At 61.3% G+C, this 19,578-nt stretch carries 11 protein-coding genes; 3 read left to right on the top strand and 8 right to left on the bottom strand.

The window, feature by feature from the left end:
• Positions 1-40: 40 nt before the first annotated feature.
• On the top strand, positions 41-1,189 hold the full coding sequence (locus IHQ72_RS36450) for a HupE/UreJ family protein (RefSeq protein WP_258124320.1): 1,149 nt from the start codon (positions 41-43) through the stop codon (positions 1,187-1,189).
• Between the two features lie 142 nt (positions 1,190-1,331).
• Here IHQ72_RS36450 and IHQ72_RS36445 read toward each other — a convergent pair whose 3' ends face one another.
• The 7 genes from IHQ72_RS36445 to IHQ72_RS36415 all read right to left on the bottom strand — a co-directional run bounded on the left by IHQ72_RS36445 (position 1,332) and on the right by IHQ72_RS36415 (position 14,250).
• A complete protein-coding gene (locus IHQ72_RS36445) occupies positions 1,332-6,020 on the bottom strand; it encodes a GMC oxidoreductase (protein WP_258124319.1) in 4,689 nt (1,562 codons plus the stop codon).
• Positions 6,021-6,048: 28 nt separating this feature from the next.
• The gene (locus tag IHQ72_RS36440) at positions 6,049-9,147 is read right to left on the bottom strand and encodes a hypothetical protein (RefSeq protein ID WP_258124316.1); all 3,099 of its coding nucleotides are present in this window, start codon (positions 9,145-9,147) and stop codon (positions 6,049-6,051) included.
• Positions 9,148-9,315: 168 nt separating this feature from the next.
• Entirely contained in the window at positions 9,316-9,693 is a 378-nt protein-coding gene (locus IHQ72_RS36435; protein ID WP_258124315.1) for a hypothetical protein, read from the bottom strand.
• Positions 9,694-10,838: 1,145 nt separating this feature from the next.
• Entirely contained in the window at positions 10,839-11,045 is a 207-nt protein-coding gene (locus tag IHQ72_RS36430; RefSeq protein WP_258124314.1) for a hypothetical protein, read from the bottom strand.
• Positions 11,046-11,051: 6 nt separating this feature from the next.
• Positions 11,052-11,576 (bottom strand): hypothetical protein, encoded by a 525-nt coding sequence (locus tag IHQ72_RS36425; RefSeq protein WP_309508989.1) that lies wholly within the window; start codon positions 11,574-11,576, stop codon positions 11,052-11,054.
• Positions 11,577-12,105: 529 nt separating this feature from the next.
• Positions 12,106-13,365 carry a hypothetical protein gene (locus IHQ72_RS36420; RefSeq protein ID WP_258124312.1) on the bottom strand — a complete coding sequence of 420 codons (1,260 nt, stop codon included), beginning with the start codon at positions 13,363-13,365 and terminating at the stop codon, positions 12,106-12,108.
• A 99-nt stretch (positions 13,366-13,464) separates the two neighbouring features.
• Positions 13,465-14,250: a hypothetical protein gene (locus IHQ72_RS36415; protein ID WP_374120436.1), complete on the bottom strand. Its 786-nt coding sequence runs from the start codon at positions 14,248-14,250 to the stop codon at positions 13,465-13,467.
• A gap of 610 nt (positions 14,251-14,860) precedes the next feature.
• Between IHQ72_RS36415 and IHQ72_RS36410 the strand changes: the two genes are divergently transcribed.
• The gene (locus IHQ72_RS36410) at positions 14,861-16,402 is read left to right on the top strand and encodes a hypothetical protein (RefSeq protein WP_258124310.1); all 1,542 of its coding nucleotides are present in this window, start codon (positions 14,861-14,863) and stop codon (positions 16,400-16,402) included.
• Positions 16,403-16,466: 64 nt separating this feature from the next.
• Positions 16,467-18,422, top strand: a complete 1,956-nt coding sequence (locus IHQ72_RS36405) for a LodA/GoxA family CTQ-dependent oxidase (protein WP_258124309.1) — start codon at positions 16,467-16,469, stop codon at positions 18,420-18,422.
• Here the strand turns inward: IHQ72_RS36405 and IHQ72_RS36400 are convergent.
• Positions 18,361-19,518 carry an NAD(P)/FAD-dependent oxidoreductase gene (locus IHQ72_RS36400; RefSeq protein ID WP_258124307.1) on the bottom strand — a complete coding sequence of 386 codons (1,158 nt, stop codon included), beginning with the start codon at positions 19,516-19,518 and terminating at the stop codon, positions 18,361-18,363. The genes IHQ72_RS36405 and IHQ72_RS36400 overlap by 62 nt on opposite strands.
• Positions 19,519-19,578: the final 60 nt, after the last annotated feature.

Genomic DNA, 19,578 nt, shown 5'->3' with positions numbered 1-19,578 from the left:
CATGTCTCCCGAAAGGGCGCAGCTGTTTCGGGACAAAGGCATGCGCAAGATCAAGCGGCTACAGCATGACGTGAAGCTGAGCCGTTCTTCCGCGGCGTGGCTGCTGCTCCTCCTGATCGGGTTGTTTCCATTGCAGCCCCGCCTTGCCTGGCCGCACGAGATCGGCACGACCCAGGTCTATCTGGTGCTGAAGCGCGATCAGACCTGGTCCGCGTCGATCACCACCGCGCCTACGGTACTCGTCAACCGGCTTGAGAGACAAGCCGGCCAGCCGTTCAGCGAGAGCCTTACGCCCGAGGCCGTGCGTGAGAAACTAACAAAGTTCAGTCAGGCGCTCGCCGCCTGGGTCGATGTGCGCTTCGATGATGTCGCATCCGTTGCCACGGTATCGGTGACCCAGGTCGAGATGCCTGCCGATGTGATGCTGCCCGCTTTCGTCGTGCTGCGCGTCGATGGACTGGTTCCCGCCGGCGCTGAAGCCATGACTTGGCGCTACGGCCTCGTTGCCAGCACCTATGCCCTGGTCATCACCGACGAGACAGGCGGCAGCCTGCAAACCTTGTGGCTCGACGCCGACGCCGAGAGCAGTCCTTTCCCTATCGCCGCCAATTTCAGGCCGCCGACAACCTTCGAGATCGTCAGGCAATATCTGCAGCTCGGCTTCGTGCACATCGTGCCGAAAGGGCTCGACCACATCCTGTTCCTGCTTGGGATATTCCTGCTCAACACGAAGCTGCGGCCGATCCTGGTCCAGGTGACGGCCTTCACCATTGCCCACTCCGTCACGCTCGGACTCACCATGTACGACGTCATCGCGCTCAGCCCGCGCATCGTCGAGCCATTGATCGCTCTGTCCGTGGCCTATGTCGCGATCGAGAACATCATGACCGCGAAGCTCACGCCATGGCGGCCGCTGGTGGTGTTCCTGTTCGGCCTGTTGCACGGCATGGGCTTTGCAGGCACCCTCGCCGGGCTCGGCCTGCCGTATGGCCAGATCATACCGGCGCTGATCAGCTTCAACCTCGGCATCGAGCTGGCACAGCTGACCGTGATCGCAGTGGCGTTCCTGGCCGTAGCACAGTGGTTCCAGGACAAGTCGTGGTATCGCACGCGCTTCGTCATTCCGGCTTCAGCCTCGATCGCCGCCACAGGGCTGTTCTGGACCGTCCAGCGCATTTTCGAAGCGTGAGGTAAAGGCATCAACGTCCGCGTCCTTCGCCCAGCGCAGACGTTGCTGCCACAACGTTCAGGATCCCAAGGCGCGCTCGCTCTGCTCGCTTGCCCAAGGATGACGAAGTGGTGAACGCGGACGCTAAGCGACAACGTCGGCATCATTGGTCAAACAGTGCCCTGGCGGCGCATTCGCCCAGCGACCGGTAGCTTTCCCACTGGTCGTCGTCGAAGAACTGATCGAGCGTCGGCTCGTTGGGGAAGCTCGGATGCATCAGCGCGTAGTTTCTCACGTCGGCCCGGACCTTCGGGGCAAGGTTGGCCTTGATCAGCAAAAGCCAGCTTTCTCTGTCGGGATAAGAAATCCGCGCCAGTGCCGCGCAGGACGGGCCGTCACGTTTCATGCTACCGAGCCCACCGATCACCTCCGGATGCTGTATGAGGGCCTGAATCCAGGCCGGTATCGTCGCCTCCTGGGTGGCTGCGGCCGCGTTCAGGCTGCTCCAGGGTTTGGCGCCCGCAGCCCCGGGATCGAGCCAGTTCAACTCCGCTCCGAAATCGAGACGCACCTGCCGCATCAGGATGGCCAGATCGTCGAACTCGTATCCTTCGTCTTGGCCAGCATCAACGGCAATGATGAACGGCAGACGGCGCCGGATGAGTTCGTAGACGCCAGTATTGTCGAAATGCCCGCCATCGCTAAGGTACCAGCGCCTAGCGCTCGGCCCTTCGAAATAGCCGCGCCATTCGTTGAGCAGCAATGCCTGCGCGGCAAAGACGGTGGAGGGCAGCGACTTGATGCGCCGCCACAGATCGGGCGGGTAGCGCCCGGGTCGCCGACCCGGATTGATGCCGCTGTTCCACCAATAGCCGAGGCGCACGTTCAGCAGTCCCAGGAGCAGCGACATCGGCAGGCTGCTCCTGCGCCCGGCTCCGGTGGACACCGATGCCGCCGAAATCGCCATCCAGCGCCCCAACGTCAGATGCTCTACCGTGGCCGTTTCGCTGCCGGATCGAGCCAGCACATGGAACTGATGGGGATCGGGGGCTGCAGGCAGCGCGCGGACCTCGACTTGGCTCAGCGGCAGGTCGGATCGGCGCTTCTCCCACGTCGCGTGATAGTGGCGGCCCACGCTGATGCCCGTCGGCCCCAGACACATCGACAGGCCTTTGTTCTGGCTAAGCTGGCGCCCCGATATATGGTCTACGGTTTGGTTGATGCAGACGTTGAGTAAATGCAGCGGCCCGCCGTTCTTCTCCGGATGGTATTGGCTGAGCCACGTGTCGTCATTCGCATCGGAAACCTGGACCGGAACCGGAGGCGTGGTCCCGACGGGATGGATGCGCTCGTCGTTGGTGGCGCCGAGAAAGGTGCGGGCGATCTTCTGGGTGAGTTGCTGCTGCAACGACGACATGTTGAGAAAACTTAGCGCCTGGCCGAGTGCCAGGGAAACGACCAGCGACGCTGCGACGACCCAGATGCCGATCAACTGGCCCCTTTCGAACGCCCCATGGGCGATCACATCCACGGCAAAGAACAGGAGGGCGGCCAGCGAGAACGCTAGGATGTTGAGCGCGATCCTGCTGGTGCGGATGCCAACCTTTTCCGCCGTCGCGGTGACGCTCGCCGGTATGAGGGAAACGGCAAGGTCGCGGATAAACGGTAGGAAAGGCGAAACGATCAAGGCCGAGCCGGCCATGATAGGAACGATCGGTTTGGTCGAAGCGATGCGGGCAAGCGAATCGATGACAACAAAGACCACCGTTGCGGCAAACAGAATCAGCACGCTGCCCAGTGCGCGCGCCAGGCGATTGTGATAGAGCGCGGTGAAGCCTTTCCGGCGCGCCTCCGGATGCACACCCAGGCGCACGCCCTCCTGCCACAGCCAGGCCAGGATGAGCACGCCGGTGGCAACCAGGCCCCAGGTTCTCAGACCCGTTATGCCAGTGGCGACGATCGCGCTGCCAAGCAGCATCAGCCAGGCCAGCACGCCGAAGATAGAATACGACCATCTTGAGCGCGAAGGCGGCGTCAGCCAGTAGCCGATGGCAAGCGGCAGCGCAGCCAAAAGCAGCACGGCGGTTGGCGCCCGCCACCAGGGCGAGACGGGGATTGCCGCGATCTCCCAGCCTGCGGAGCCGGCAGGAAAGGCCCAGTCGGCAATCAAGCGCAGCGCACCCAGCCCGGCCAGAAATAGCGCGCCGACGCAAAACAGCACGGTCGCGAGGTTGCGGGCGAAGACTGCCAGGTTCGTCTCGAGATCGGAGCGCCCTGCGCCGGCGAGATAGTTGGCGTGCCGCCGCAACCACCAGATCTCGGAGGAGTTCGGGTCATTGACGATCGCTTCGATACGCTCGGCCTTATGCGGCGTATCCGGAGCCATCCGCGAATAGAGGCGTCCCAGGAAACCGGCAATGTAGCCGCCTCCCGAGACCGGGGAGAGGAAATCGATGCGTGGCAGCATCTTTGTGGCGGCTAGTGCCTGTAGGACGCCGAGACAATAGGTAGCGGCACGCACGCCGCCGCCGGAGAGCGCCAGCCCGATGCTGTCCCGCGGCAAGAGCTTCTCGGCTGATGTTGCATTCTGGCCACCGATCGGCCTGCCGCGGCGCTCGTAGACCGCCTTGGCTTCGAGTTCTTCGATTCTAGCTGGATAAGTCGCCGAATCCGCGAGGATCGTATCGGCCGCTTTCTCGCCGATCATGAACACCGGCGTGACGATGAAATATCCAGGGATCTTCGGGAACACTGAGGCATCTACGACGCGAAGCCGGTCGATGCCATGCACCTTGAAGCTACTATGCAGGACGGCATTTCTGTCCTGCAGCGCCGTCACGTCGGGTCGCCATTGCCGATCCGAGCCGATGCGGCAGGTGCCGCAGGCGTGATGCCCCCACGCCTCGTCCTGCACCCACTGGCTAAGATCGGCCGAAGCGTCCGGCCTGCTCGCGCCGGGCTGGATTTCGCCCTTCATCCCCTTGATCTTAGCGTTGATCGCGCGCGTGCGCTCGACCGCCTCGCACAGCGCTGCAATGTCGGATACGTGGCCGGGCGGGCCCTCCACGAAGGAGCGGAAGTTTATGTCGGGCACATCGAACGGGTCGCTGCTGCGCAACTTCACGTTGCCATAATTGTTGTCGGTATAGGCCTTCAGGATCACCCAGGTCCAAAGATTGCGCTGATCCTTGAGCGCGCCCTTGGTCGGCTTCAGAAGTTCGTTAGACCAGTTCCAATAGTAGCCGCGGAAGGCTGCGGGAACCCCGAAGATGAACAGGTCTGCCTTGATCTCATCCCTGTTCTTTACCTTTTCCATGCCGGCGGACGAGGCGAGGAGCATCGCCAGCGCGCCGCCATTGGTTGCGTAGAGGCCGGTCCTGTCCTTCTCCCATTGCTTGAACACCGGGTCCTTGATGTCTCCGGGTATGAAGCTGACATCCTTCAGCGTCGAGAACTCGCTCTTCATCTCGGAGATGACGCTGACCTCGTAGCGGTCCTGCAGGTTGCGGCCGACGCCGGGCAGGTCGATCACCGGCGTGAGCTCAGTCCCATCGGCGTCGCGCGGGCCGGCGATGCCGAGCGCCTTCAGCATGGCGGCGTCGCCGATGCCACTCAGCATCAGCAATTGCGGCGTGTTGAACGATCCTCCCGAGACGATGACTTCCGCCGACGCGAAATATTTCGCGGTGCCGTCCTTGACCGCCTTGCTGCGATCCGCGTCGGTGAGGTTGCCCTTGCTCGCCTTGTATAGATAGGCGCCGCGCACGACCTCGACGCCGACGACCCGCGGCGCCGGCTCGTTTTGATCCTTGGTGAAGATCAGCCGGGTCGCATGCGCCCCGGTCAGCAGCACCAGGTGGTCGGGAAGGTCGGCCGCCACCTGGACCAGCCACTCACGCAATCCGGAGCGTTGCTTCCCGTCGGTTCCGATCGAGATTAGCGACAGCCGCGGGTTCTTCAGATCTTTCTCGCGCTGCTCGCGGCCGACGCTGCGGTTGATCGGGACGTTGGGATCGAGGAACTGGATGATCTGGAAACGTCTGATCGCGCGCCAGATGCCGCCACCCGTCAGCGCCGTCGAGGCAACGTTGAGGAGCAGCCGCAGGAAGGTCCAGTCGCCGCGCGCGATGGCGGCGATCACGATCGGATCGATGAAGCTGGTCGGCTGCCAGCCCTTGAAGCCGTGACCGTTCGGATCGAGCTGGCTGCGCGGGTTGATGAAGGTGGCAAGCCACTGCACGAACGCCAGGATGCCGCCTAGGATGCGGCCGAAAAAATGCTTGTAGACGTCGTAATAGAGGTTCTTCTCGATCTTCGGGAAATAACCCTGCATGTTCCCCGACCGCCATGAGTCGTCGCCGGTGAACTTGGCAATGTCGTCCCAATCCGAGTTGTTGGGACGGATCATGATCATCGCATGATGTGACGTACAGCCGCCAAGCGCGGCGGCGCGCGGGTAGAAGATGCCGCCTTTGCCTTTGCCGCCCGTGCTTTCAGGGTCCTTTGTCGGGTCGTATTTGCTATCCTGCGCCTGGCGGCTCTTCTCGCCATAGTGACGTACCGAAAAGTCCCAGCTCGTGACCGGGTCTTCGGTGGCCGCGCCGTTATAGGCAGGGATGTTGTAGACCTCCGCCCGCGGGTTGTTCACGACCGGATCGACGCCGGCCTCGACGACCAGCACGCGCCGGCCGGCGAGCGCCAGCCGCGCGGCCAGTGGGCCGCCGCCCGCGCCGGAGCCTATGACGATGTAGTCGAATGGGGTGGAGGCGGGATCGGTCGCCTTCCGGATAGCCGCCTCGCGCTCTGCCTCCCTCTTTTGTTCGTCCTGAGCCTGCTGCGCTTTTCTTTCCATGGCTCGGCCCGCCCCCGGTCGGTCAGTGTTAGAGTGTCTTCAGGAACGCCTTGAGATCCTTCTTCTGCTCGTCGGTCAGCTTCTCGGCAAACCAGTGGCCACGATCGAGCACGAAGTCTGGGTTCTTGATTGCCCGCATCAGGGGACCAGCCGCCTCGTCCTTGAACGCCTGCCAGGCTTCGTCGCCCGGTTTCAGATGCAGTGAATCCTTGCGCACACGCAGGATGCCGCGCGTCATGCCGAACGCCGCGTTCATGAGGTCGCCGATCGGGGCTTCCGGATTGATGTTCATGATGAGATTGACCGGCGTGCCGGCCGGTATGGGACCGACCTTGAGGCCGCCCATTCCGCCGTTGACGAAGGTGGTTGCCACGATCATCACGACGATTGACACCGCGCTCATCGCCAGGAACACAACCCTGCCGGCCCAGCTGTCCCTGGGCCACGACCTGAACCACAACAGCGCGGTCGCCGCCACCGCGACGGCCGGGATGAGCCACAGCAGCGGATAGATCGTGTCGATGCGGGTGAGGCGCAGCGCTACGGCGGCAAGCACGGCGATCAGCAGGAAGACAAAACCCGCGTGCCGCGGCCTTGCCACGACCGCCAGCACCAGCGCGACAAGCGCGATACCCACCCACAGCCAGGTGGTGAGGACCGACGTCAGGAACGGACCAGCCACGCCTTCGATGAGTTGGCGGATGAAGGGGGCGGGAAAGTCGAGGTAGCTGGCCTGCGTGGTGCGGTAGATGAAGCCCTCGTCGCTGTCGGCCGGCGTCGCCGAGCCGCGCAGGTCGCCTGGCCGGCGGTGCTCGATCGATTCGCGCTTTTCCTTCCACAGGATTTTGTCGATGCCGTCCTCGAAGGCCTTCAGGCGGCCCTCGATCGAGGGATCGTGCGTGTATTCCCCGCGCGCGTTTTTGAACATGTATTGCCCGAGCGCGTTGTTATGCAGGTAGGGCGCCGTCGCCCACAAGCTGATCAGCGAGGCCGGCCGGTAATAGCCCGGCCCGCCGCCCGGCGGTGCGTAGGTATCGTTGTTGCCCCACTCGTCGACCTTCGCGCCAGAGAACGGATTGAAGAAATGAACCTCGCCCACCGCCGGCAGATTCTTGTAGTCCTCGGACGAGAAATTGTCCCAGATCTGCCCGCGCATGGCGTTGGTGCCGGCGGCGCGCGCTGAATTCGTGCCGACCAGCGTGATCGGCACCCGGATCTCGTTCGACAGGAAATTGTCCTTGAGGAACGGGGCGAGCTTATCTTCAGCATCCTTTTCGATCTGTTTGACATATTCGCGATAGGCGTCCCCGGCAGTGAACTGCGTCCAGTCGGCGAAATCCATCGGCAGGGTCAGCGCCGGCGGCGCGCCGGCGGCGAGTTTCTGCTTGCTCGCCCAGTCGCGCGAGAACGTCAGCGAGAAGCCGTCGGGCTGCTTGCTCGAATGGCAAATCGCGCAGTTCTGGATGAAGACGGCACGGCCCTTGCCCGCCGCCTCGCTCTCGGCCTCGATGATGGGTTTGCCGACAGCCGTGGTGGCCAGGTGCATGGGTTGGGTGACGTGCTCGCCGGTCTGCGGGTTCTTGTAGGTGAAGAAGGCCGCCAGATAGGGGATGCGGTATTTGTCGGCGGTTTTCCAGTAGACGGAATTCTTCAGCGCCGTCGACACGGCGAAGGGGCGCTGCGGCGTGAAGCCGACCACCGTGTTGTGAAGGCGCTTCCATTCCTCCGAATAGGCGCCGATGTTGAGATAGACACGCGACAGCGCGCCGAAGACGCCGACGCTGTCGGCGCCGTCGAGCAGCACGCGCGGCGTGAGCCTTGGATTGGCGTCCTGCTTCTTCGGTTCCTCAGCGTAAGGGATCAGCAAGTTGGACGAGTTTTGCTTTTCGGGCAGGTTGGTCTTGGCGCGCTCCAGGCGCGCCGGCACGTCAAAGACCGCGGTAATGGTGTTGGAGTTGTTGATGTGATCAGTGCTGACCAGCGAGGTGTCGATGGTGCCGGGCTGCTGGCTGGCCAAGAATTGGTAGAGGAAGCTGCTCGGTGTCTTCAGATTGACGAAGGTCGCGACTGGGTCCCAATACTGGTCGCCGATGGTGCTGGACAGGTTCGCCCATCCCGGCTTCTCGGGGTCGGCGGGCGGGTTGAGCGGATGCGGCGCGATATGGCAGAAGCCGCACGCCATGCTGACCCGGAACGGCCGCACCAGCTTGGGATCGGCATTGATCGCCTGGTCTGTGTAGTAGGCGTCGTTGGTATCCTGGACGCGTGTCTTCCAATAGCCGCGCGCCCCTTCCGCGGCCTTGGTGTTGCCGAAGAAATTGGGATTGAGGAACAGCCGCAGGCCGACAATGCCGCTGGGATAGCCGTAGATCGAGGGGTCGAGGCCGTCGCGGGCGAGCTTGGAGCGCACCTCGGTGTACAGTGGACGGTCGCCGGGCTCGAACAGTTCCTTGGGGGCCTGGTCGGGCAGCGCGCGGCGGACCGCCGGCTTGCCGGTCTCGGCGTCGATATCCTTGTCGGTTTCCGTATCGGGCTGCTTGAGCTCGACCTGACCGGCAACCGCTTCGTCGAGATAGAGGCCGAGGATTTTCTTGTCCTTTTCGAGCTGGGCCTGCATGCCCGGCTGGTTTATCAGCCCCGACTTTGCAAAGCGGGTCCCGCGCTGGCGCGAATCCATGAGGATGAGGAAGTCCGCCAGCCCGTAGCCGTGCTGCTGCACCCAGTCCCAGAAGACCTCGTTGCCCTCGCCCCAGGTAATCCACGTGTTCTTGCCGCGGATGGCATCGCGCGCCTCCGGCGGCACTTTCGATCCGTCGGAATACGGGAATGGATGCAGCCCGCCGTCCGGACCGACGACCTGGTCGACCTCCCAAAAGAGGTTGCGCTGCTCGGCTGGGAAGAAATCCTCGGTCCGCGGGTTAATGGGCGTCCCCGCTTCCGTTATGCCTCCTTGCGCCTCGTCTGGCGGAGCAGAAACATCGAGCTGGTTAGGCTCAGCGTCCCATCCAGACTGCAACTTCGGCGCAACGGACGCGGCCGGGTAATCGGACGGTCCCGCGCCGGCTGCGAACGGAACGACTGAAGACACCAGCAACGCCAAGACACTGATTGCGCGCGCAAACGTCATTTTTCCCCCAAGCCCATCGCACCCGAACCCAAATCGGCAACGCACATTGAAACATCTAGCGATGCGGCCTGGATCAAAATGGGCTGGTGAGCACCATCGTGTTCAGGCAGGTCGCGCCCTGGGCAACAACACAAGCGCTTCCTTCTCATCAAGATTCGAAGGAAAGTATCAACCTGATATCAAAAGCTTAGCATCCGCCGTCAGTGCGATTCTTCTTCCCCCTAACAATTTTTTCAGAATACCTGTAATTTCGCGATCGTCAATTACCATGGAATTGAATAGGTGATCTATCGGCGGCGCATCGCCTCTGCGACGAGCACCGCCGCGGTCGATTGCGGAATCCAGATGCCGATGGAAGTGTGACAAAGGATGGAATTTCACCAGTGACACTTTGCTTGGCGGCGCGCCGGACATTTCAACAATACCCGCCATGAACTGCCGTTCACAGCGCGGCTCCGTAGCGGGTGTTCGCGGGAGGCGGCGGCTGTAATCGCCTTCACGTTCTCGGGTGCGAAGAACGCCACAGGCGGTCCGGTGTTCGTCCACGCGAGGCCATCCATGGCATTCCGGCTGCCGTTGCAAGAAGCGGCTGTAGTTCCGGAGGCGGAGGCTCCAGCGGCGCCAGCTGGCATGTGAATTATTACATCGCCTTTACCTGCGCGTCGCGTGCGCTGGTACTCATTCATTGCATCCTCAAACGGCCGCGCTTCCGAAAAAGATTCGTCGAGTGCGGTCGCGCGGAGTTCGGCATCATGGAAAGCGTCCAGAATTCGTTGCGAGGTAATGAATTCCTTGTTGTAGCCGGCATCGCCTACGAGAGCCCAACCAGGACCGTAAGGCCAGCGGAAATAGTTCGGCACGGCCATGCCAACGAACCGCCCTTGCGCTTGGCACCGCGGAGGCGGTCGGCAAAATCTGGCGCTAACTCGATCGTTTTCAGGTAGTTTCCTTCGACGTCTTTCTTGTTTCCGCGAATTCAGCGTATAGCCATCCGGCGATGACCAGTGTCAGGCCTTCGCGGGTCGGCCAGGCCGTAAATGCTCGTCCGTGGCGGACATAGACCTCGGATTGCCCGCATACTTGCAAAGATGCCCTTAACCCTTCCTGTGATGCAGGACGGACGTATTGCGGAAGCCCTTTGGCGTTGGGTGCAACTCGTTGGCCCACCAAGTCTTGTAGGCTGCGCTTGTCGAAAGCGTGTTCCGCAAATCCAGAAACCTAACATGTGCGAAGGGAGGTTTGCGGCAAGGTCAGCGAGCATCGTATCGAAACGATCAATAAGCTTCACGCAGTTTTTCTTTCGCTTGCTGATCTCCGCGTAGCCCTTGCGGCGGAAGCTAGGATCGAGCCAAGGACCGGGAACGGACCCCAGCCACCCAAGAAACCCCGGCCATCAGGTACTAGATAGTCATAGCCGTGAGTCACGATGGGAACGGGGTGACCGAGTGCGCTTTACAGATTTCATCGGATCGGCTCATGCCTACACCGTCATCGATAATCTCCATGGATCCACCGCTCCAAACACACCAGTACGACGCCTACTGCAATGCGGCAGGGATGCTGCTGGAACGTGACGACGTGCGAGCATGGGTAGCTGCAAGCTTTCCAGTTGTCCTGGTGGACGAAGCGCAAGACCTCCGCCCGGAGAAAGTCAGAATGTTCGCGGCGCGAGTGCCGGAGGCCCGCAACTATCAGAACGGCCAAAAGCCGGCCAAAAAAGCCAGCATTTCGCTGCTCCACTGCATGAAGTTTTGGTACCAGCCAGACACCGTTTCATAAGCGACCTGCAGTGCGCCCAGGAAGAAAACAAAACAGATGACGATTGCAAATACCTTGCCAAACCCCTCGTCACCTTTCGGGTCGCTGTGCTGGTAAACGTAATCCTGTCGATTAAACATCGTCCTCTAACGGTCCCGGTCGTCGCGGTCGCGTTCCCTTCTTTCTAGTTCCTCGCGTTCCAGCTCCTCGAGGCGAGGAATGTGTTGTTGCGCCGGATCGGTCCGTGTCGTTTCGCCACCGCGTTGTGTGGCATCCTTGTCCCTGTTTAACTTATCCTGCAGCCGATTTGTAGCATCTACGGTCGACGCCAGTTCGTGGGCCTCGCGCTCGTTGGGTTCGTCCGGCCAGCGCTCAGCCTCCTCGGGGCGGAGATCCCGCTGCTGTTCGGTCACGCCATCGACATTGGCAGGGGTTTTGCCCTGCCCTTCTGCCGGCCCCTCTCGGGTCTGCTCTGCCGCCTCGATGGCGCGCTTGAGCTCCGGATCCTTCTCGGCTACCTCGCGCATATAGGTGTTGCCCTGGACGGCAAGCTCCGCCGCGCGAGCCAGTCCGCGCTCAATATCAGCTCGGAATACCCTTGGATCGTTGGAAGGCTCACCGGCCTCGATTCTATCCAAACCCTCGCGACTGGTTTCGATGTCCACAAGCATGTCATTTGCCGCCTCGACAACTCCGCGGCAAGCTCCTCTTCCGCCAACGCAGTAAGCTCCGGCAACACCAACTGTGGCGCGGCTTCCAGGCGCAAGGCGGGCACTTCAATCGCGAGCGTGATGGTGTTTTGAGCCGATGGGCTCGTCAGCTCATAGCGCACAAGTGTTGGGCTGACCTGCTGTACCTCCAGGACAAAACGGTTAGCAGACCGCAGGGTCGACCACTTGAGCCCCCCGAGCGACCGGAGCAGAAAGCCTGTCGGTCCGCGGCGGGTGACGAGAAGGCCGACAAAGGCAACGGTCGCCACGAATGCGGCCAGCAGAGTGTAGGGGTTCTGATAGAACGGCAATTGGACCGCAAAGGTCGATGTAGCCGGCGACCCGGAATTGAGAAATCCGTCGGTCACAACGCCACTGATGCGATAGTCTGTCCAATCGTCCAAACCAGTCAGGTCGACCCGATTTTTTGGGCCACGGATAACGCGCTCTGCATTGGGTATGACTGGATCGTATGTAATTGCTGTGGTCTTCAGGGCTGGAAGGCCGACAAGTCTGGAACGGAAAGATGATAAGTCACAGTATTTTGCGCGATGGTTTCGCCTTCCGGGAAGCGCGCGAAAAGTATCTGTGGGTTGGCGGACGGAAGTTCGAGAAGGCTCAGCCTGCTTCCTGATGCCACCCAAAAGCTGCGTCCGGACGATGGCGCCACGGCCTCAATGCTCCCGGCAAGCCTTGGGTCCATCTCTCTGAGGCTCATCCATGTTCCGTCGATAGTTGGCCCTTGCCAGATGAAGAGTCCCTCGTCGGCACCGGCAAGCAACCCGAGTTGCGGATGTGAGACGAGTTGGCGGATTAGGTACGGCTGATCACCCTGAGAGCGTGGACGATAACCAGTGTCGACGTAGGTGTCGCCGGTGCGCTTTAAGAAAACTGTGCCTCCCCACCCGCCGGACGCCGCTATGTCGGCTCCAGGGACGAGCGTTGTCTCCGCGACCGCGCTGAAAAGATGTTTGCTGCCGAACGGGACTGGAGGAAACGGTCCGAACTCTTCCGTATTCGCCCCAATCATTTTGACGCTCAGGACGCCGGCGGCTATGAGCGTGTCCTCCTTGGTGAAGGCGACCGCGCCGACGGCACTGCCCCCAATGTCCTCCAAGAGTGTTGCCGCTGTCTGCCATGCTCCATCAACGAGACAGACAACCTCGTTCGACCAGACCAGGCCAACGCAGGCCTTGCCCGTTGCAGAAACAGCCAGCGCGGCCGGAGTGCGCGGAGTGACATCAAGGGGGATTGGGAACGGCGCGACCTTCAGCGACCGGCCGCTGGCTTCGATCTTAAAAAGACCGTTCGCGTTTAGAACCCACAGTTGTCCAGAAACATCTCGGGCGAGAAGCGCGCCGCGGTAATAGGGTGAAACTGGGACTGTGATGTCCCGGGGCAGCAAGCTCGAGCGCGTCAGATTGCGTCGAACGAGCCAAACTTCGCCGCTCTGAAGACCGACAACGGCATCTCCACTATCCGTAGCCACAACCGACGAGATACTCAATCGCTCCCCGGAGAACTCAAGGTCCTTCGCGATATCGACATAACGCCAAAGTCCTGTTGAGGCGCCGACCCAAACATTGGAATTGCCATCCTCGACAATGACTCTGGCTCTCGTGGCACCGCTTTGCTCGGGCTCCCATTTGCGCCAACCCTGAATATCATGGCGAAAGAGGCGGCTTGTGGAGAGCCACGATGCTCCGTCGCGCTGCATCATCCCCGATGAGCAATAGCCCGTGGCCAGCACGATTGGCGCAAGGCCTCGTTCCAGATCAAGGCCCAAACAGGCTGAGGTCGTTGCGATGACCACTTGACCAGGAGCGAACGACACAGCGTGAGCAAAGGACTACGGTTCTAAGTCCAGGTCGAGTTCGCGCTCGGGTTTGCCCGTCGCCGTGTCTATTAGCGACACTGTTCCGCTATTGCTGACGCTTACGAGTTTGCCACCTGCAAAGCCAAGATATGAGGCCGACACTTCGACAGGAGTGATCTTTTCGCTGATACGAGCAGCTAAGGCGTTGAGTTCTTCGGTGCGTCGCGGAGCAAATGAACTGGACGCAACGAAAAGGCGATTGTCGTCCGATTTCGCGAACGCCCATTCCGCTCGCGAGCAGGTTCCGACCGAGCGCGGGCACGCGCCAAAGACCGCTTCGATGACACCATTCTTCCAAAGCCAGAGGCTGTCGTTGATGGTGCCAACGAGAACCGTTTCATCTGCGAGCTCGACCAGCGAGTTCACATAGATGGGTTGCTCCAGCTCGGAGGACAGGAAGCGGGGCGCAGTTGCTTCGACCCCATCATATAAAGCGACTCCACCAGGTGTTCCGATCCACAGCCGGTCCTTTTTGTCGGAGACCAGTATGTGCGTAACATTCCTCTCCGGCAGCGGAATGGGGATGAACTGCCAGTTTCCGGTTATGTTTGCGGGCTCGACGACGGCAGGAAGAGGCTCGGGAAAGGACGGGTCTTGTGCGCTTCCAGAACCAAGGCAAAGCATGAGTACTGCCGAAACGGCGAACAGGCGTTGCAGAAACGCAGGCCTCGGCAACCAGCCCCTAGACAGTTGCCGATAAACTAGAACGCGGCCGCACACCGCTGCTCCCAATAATGCGTGATGTCGCATCTCCTTCACCGCTCTCGCTTTCCTGTGAAGTTCATCCGCATCGGAAGTCTGTTTGCATCGTAGTTGTCGTGCAACGACGGCGGGTGGCGCTTCCGCAGTCCGAGGGCGACACGGCAGTGCCGGCACGGTATCGCAAAGTCACCCCCCTTATATCCGTAGCAAACAGCTGGACGACCCGACGAATGACCCCGAGGTGCTGACCTCCGCCGCACCTCGGGTCACCATCGTCCAAATGTCCCATCCTCCAACTTGATGCAATAAGTAACTTAGATCCTAGCAGGAATCATTTCCGGCATTTATTTCGCGGCAAAGTCGTGCTCAAGTATAATCTGCGGACGTTTGTGAGGGAAATCCATGACGAAGGCTTCGCCTTGGCGAGTTTCTCGCCTCCTTTCAGCTTTGCGGCCGTGGGACAGCTTCGGGACCTCAGGAAAGAGGCGCACGCCGCGGCCGAACCCAGCGCCGACGCCGCTGATATGAACCACGATAACACAAGATCACCGTCGAGGGCGTACTCGGTGCCAGCGCGGTAGGTGCGACCGGGCCTTAACGGTGCCTGAACATCGGCCATCAGGAATAGCTGACAACCGGACTCTAGTGCGAATTACGGGGGGACGTCATGGAAGCACTTCGTGGTATCTGGACTTACAGAAGCTTCTTCAATGTCGAGGAGGGAGCCGAACCGACCGGAGGGATTCAACTTTGGCAAGCTGAACTCTATCTGGACATCGATCCGGCCACGAAACGTGTGTTCGGTCACCTCGGCGAGCGCGTTGATCCGACGCCCGCCGACGATGGCATTGGAAAGCCGTACCCGTTCCTCTCGCTCGAGGGAACCTATTCGGATGGCGATCCGGTGTCGGTCTCATTCCGCGCTGTCGGCCGCAAGGGATCGGCCTGGGAGTCATGGATCTACGATTATCAATGTGTGCTGGCCCCAACCTGGCCTCGGCATCCGAACTTCGAGCCCTCGGCGCAGCAGAGGCCGACGCTCGTCGGGACCGTAGTCCGCACGGTAGAGCATGACGGCACGCCGGCCGGTGCGAGCTATTCCTTCTATGCCGTGAAGCACGACTTCGTGGAGTCTCGCATAGCGACACCCCTACCCGCGCCGGTCGTGGCGATGCTGGCAAGTCCCGAGATGCGTCTCCATCATCAACTATGGCATGCGAGCCGGGACAATTGGGACGACCTCGCCGAAGAGCAAAAGACCTGGCTTCGCGACAATAATTGGCAGCCCGGAACACCCAACAAAGAACGGTCAGCCGGTCTCGGCCCCGTCAATCTGGCGAACCATTCCGGCGAAGATTTCCTGTTCATGCACCGGCGTATGATCAAGGCGGTTCGCGACATCGCCGGCGCCAACGCTCCCGCCGGTTGGAAGAGGTTACCCGAGCCCCGCGTCCTCGCCGACTTCGCACCCGGCCGCGCGAAGCGCGTGATCGGCAACATCGACGGTTATGCGGTCCCGCCGGCCTGGATCGTGCCGGATGACGCGAGCACGACCGCTTGGTTGGCGGCGCTTCGCACCCCAGCGATCTTCAATGGCCGGTTTCGATCGTGGGAGGTTCAATACGCCAATCCCGCCTGGCTCGCCACGGTCACGCTCGGCGAGCTCGGCGCGTGGATCGAATTCACGATCCATAACTGGATGCATATGCGCTGGACCTCGGTCCAGCGGGATCCCGCCCGAAACGGACTGGCCATCCCGGAGGGGCGGCAGGACGACGACTTCGCTCAAGGCTGGTTCGATCCCTCGAACGATCATCTGGGCGCCACCTTCTCCTCCCACGTCAGCCCGGTGTTCTGGCGGCTGCACGGCTGGGTCGATCACCGCATTGAAGACTGGTTCAAGGCGCAGGAAGCCGCACGGCCCGGAACGGTCAAGCGAAGACAGCTCAAGGACGTCGAGTGGTTCGTCGTCGACGGCACGTGGGTCAATGTCGACGACCCTTGGGAGGGGCCAGCCGACGAAGGAGGTCATGGCGGCCATCATGGCCATGACCACGGTCACGGTGGCATGGACGTGGAGCTGATGAAGAAAGCGATTGTGGTGATCTTCAGGGGCGTCGGAGCGCTCGAAATGGACACGATGGCCCTGCAGGAACTGCGAGAGCGGCCTCAAAACCGCATTGTCTCTCGTTTTGCCAACTGGCTCTAGCAGGCCAACGGACCGCGAAGTTCTGAGGCGGCCGTTCGACGGAACAAAAGATCGGAGGGGGACAATGGCAGCAGAAGTCGTTCGGGCGGAGATCCATCCAGGCATCGGAATCGCACGCGTTGGCAATAGCCAGGAATGGATACTCGCGCCTGAAGTGATGCGTCCCGCGCCCCGGACCGCTGCGCAGTGCCGGGACGAGACCGGCGCAATCCGGCGCGAAGCCGTCCGCTTTCGAATCTATGGGTATGACGAACATGGCGAGGTGGTGAAGGAACTCACCGCGGACGACGCCGAAATCGAATGGACCGTTCACATCGCAGCCGCCAAGGCGGCTTGGTACATCTTCATCGCTGCGATGGACCGCCCGGAGATGAAGGATCGGATGCTGCGTAGGCGCAATCCGGACTACGAGCTCTCGAAGCGCTCGGATCTGAGAATCGACCCCGGGCCGGTGACGATCGGTGGCCGGAATAGCGCTTCTCAGTGCAGCGGGCGCTTCACGTATCGGGACGCTGGGGCGGAGGTTCTGCTCGGCGATCTCGCCACGGACGAAGCCGGCCGCCTTGTGGTGGCTGCAGGCAGAGGCGTGAGCGGATCGCCGACGGGGCTGCCGCCTATCAGCACCGAGGACGATGACTGGTTCGGCAACACCAGCGGCTGGTACGACGACATTGCCGACGGCCCGGTCACGGCCACGGTTCGCATAGATGGTCGCAAAATACCGTGCTCCAACGCCTGGGTAGCGTCGGCGCCGCCGAATTTTGCTCCCGACATTCTGGGTTGGCGGACGCTGGACGACTTGATGCAGGACGTGTTCACCAACGCACGCTGGCTCGACAGGCCTGCCCTTCCCTCCTTCTCGCACGACATTTACCCCCTGTTCGAGCGACTCGCGCGACTTCAATGGGTTAACCAGGGCATCGCCAATATCTTCGGCGCACATGGCGTAACGGACTTCACCGATCCTGACTTCGTCGACAAGATTGCGCGCATCCACAACGGCGAGGCCGATACCTACCAGCCGCTCCGTCGCTCACTCGCCAATCTATTCCGGGGCAAGGACAGCACGTCGTGGCAAGGGCTGCCGCCGATCTATGGCGACACGTTTGGAACCATCGGCGGTTCAGAAGCGGATCAGCCTGGCAATCTGCTCAGTCTGTGGGATCGGGCGAAGAAGAGCGTCGACAAATGGGTCGCAGGCCATTTTGACACCGACTGGAGCGGTCCACCGTCCGTGCAAGTGTTTGAGGACGTACCGCTAGCGGAACAGCCGCGACTGCTCGATCGCGCCGCAATGCATTTTTGCCTCGCCGACGCATTTCATCCCGGTTGCGAGCTGACTTGGCTTTTGCGCCACCCAGGCCTGTACGAAGCTCCATACCGCATCAGGATGCGAAGCGCAGGGGCGCCGCCACAAGACTACGGGAACGGGCTTACACGAGAGGCCATATTCGCCGCCAACGGTCCCCTTCAGGCGCAAGGGCCGGGCGATCTAACGCGATGGATGGCATTGCCATGGCAGATGGATACGCTTGGGTGTCGCTCAGGGTACTTCCCCGACCTGGACCCTTACCTCCCGACATTCTGGCCGGCGCGCGTGCCCAACCATGTGCTTACTGGCGAGGACTACGAGATCTTGATGGACAAGACAAAGTCGCCAGAAGAACGGATCGGCGCCTTCACGACCCGCAAAAGTTGGTACGCACCCTTAGGCCCGGACGTTTCATTCGCCAACGCAATTCAGCGCATGATCGATCATCTTCAAAAGCTCGGAATTGTCTGCCTGTTGCCCGGGCCTGACGATGCCGCGCAGCTCGGCGTGCCCAAGGAAATCTATGTCGAGCACCTACATGCGGAGAAAACGGCACGAGCAGACTTTCGTGCCGAGTTCGCAGCGCTCCGTCAGCTCCAGGGAACGCCAAGCGAAGCTGATCTGCAGGCCCAAAAGGCAGGATGGTCTAGTGACTCCGAGCGCCACTCGTATCTGCGAGCGCGTTTCCCCCATCTGCAGGACCGCTGAATCCGGCGGGCTCGACCGAATCGAGCTCCGTTGCCCAGCGACGGCGCTTAGCCCACCACTGCCCCTGATCCGATGCCAGCCCACCATAGCTGGCCTGGAGCCCGGCAATATAGGCGCGCCAGCGCCTGCCACGATCCACAAGCAATCGACCGAGCCCCTCACTCTCGATTGGTCCTCGGTCGGAGACCAGCGAGGCAACCGCGCAGGCATCGGCCAGCGCTTTGGTGATGCCTGCCGCTGAAAGTGGGTCGAATGCCATCGCCGCATCACCGATCGAGATCCAGCCGGCTCCACCTTGTGGCAGGAGAACCATGCTTCTGGCGTCCCATGCGGCTACTGTCGCGTCTTCAGGCGGACCCAGAGTTCTCACGAGCTCAGTTTCTGAATGCTTGCTGTACCAAAGCGCAGTTCGGTCCGAACCTGCGACACCATCCGGCTCTGTGATGTAAACAGCGATGCGCCGATGCTGCGTCTGACGTGCAGCGTACCACCAGCCCTCGCCCGCAGATTCGACGATTAGCCGAGCGTTGCCTCGATCTTCTCCGCGATAGCGGCCCGCAACAGCAATAAGATTGTCGAGGAACCGTCTCCGAGCCCCCAAGTGCCGGGCCAGTGTGGCGGACCGTCCTGATGCATCGACCAGCAGATCCGCCTCGATCCGCATGCTCGATCGTTTTGACCCGAGCTCGACAATCCAGGAACTTGCGGCACGTCGAATTGCGGTCAGCGAGACACCATCAAGCAGTCTTACGCCGACCTGGTCTGCGAATAGACGGAGATGGGTGTCGAAAACGGTGCGATCGAGATTGTAGCCGTCACCGCCAAGCGAAAACGAATAGTCCTTGGTCGCCATTCTGCCTTGCCAAAGACTGACTACTCCGGGACTTCGTAAATGCGTCCGGTCCTGAAGCAAATCCTCCACGCCGAGAGCCTGAAGGAGAGGAAGCGCTTCTGGCGCGAGGTGTTCTCCAATCGATCCGCGTGCATCGGTCCTCATAGGTCCGATCAGGTAGACATCGTGCCCACGGCGCCGCAAAGAACCGGCCAGCGCATTTCCGGCTACGCCGCTTCCAAGTATCAGAACGCGTTTTGCCATGCAGAGCCCGACCACCCCGCTGATTGAAATAGCTCGAATAGGTATCTCGACCTATGCCGG

It is taken from the genome of Mesorhizobium onobrychidis, from assembly GCF_024707545.1.
GTDB lineage: Bacteria > Pseudomonadota > Alphaproteobacteria > Rhizobiales > Rhizobiaceae > Mesorhizobium > Mesorhizobium onobrychidis.
The sequence above is the reverse complement of the archived record's forward strand: the minus strand, read 5'-3'. Positions and strand labels throughout refer to the sequence as shown.

Excerpts from the sequence above, each read along its gene's own strand:
- IHQ72_RS36405 (WP_258124309.1), top strand. The coding sequence starts at position 16,467 with ATGGCAGCAGAAGTCGTTCGGGCGGAGATCCATCCAGGCATCGGAATC.
- IHQ72_RS36430 (WP_258124314.1), bottom strand. The coding sequence starts at position 11,045 with ATGTTTAATCGACAGGATTACGTTTACCAGCACAGCGACCCGAAAGGT.
- IHQ72_RS36400 (WP_258124307.1), bottom strand. The coding sequence starts at position 19,518 with ATGGCAAAACGCGTTCTGATACTTGGAAGCGGCGTAGCCGGAAATGCG.
- IHQ72_RS36425 (WP_309508989.1), bottom strand. The coding sequence starts at position 11,576 with ATGCTTGTGGACATCGAAACCAGTCGCGAGGGTTTGGATAGAATCGAG.
- IHQ72_RS36445 (WP_258124319.1), bottom strand. The coding sequence starts at position 6,020 with ATGGAAAGAAAAGCGCAGCAGGCTCAGGACGAACAAAAGAGGGAGGCA.
- IHQ72_RS36440 (WP_258124316.1), bottom strand. The coding sequence starts at position 9,147 with ATGACGTTTGCGCGCGCAATCAGTGTCTTGGCGTTGCTGGTGTCTTCA.
- IHQ72_RS36450 (WP_258124320.1), top strand. The coding sequence starts at position 41 with ATGCGCAAGATCAAGCGGCTACAGCATGACGTGAAGCTGAGCCGTTCT.
- IHQ72_RS36410 (WP_258124310.1), top strand. The coding sequence starts at position 14,861 with ATGGAAGCACTTCGTGGTATCTGGACTTACAGAAGCTTCTTCAATGTC.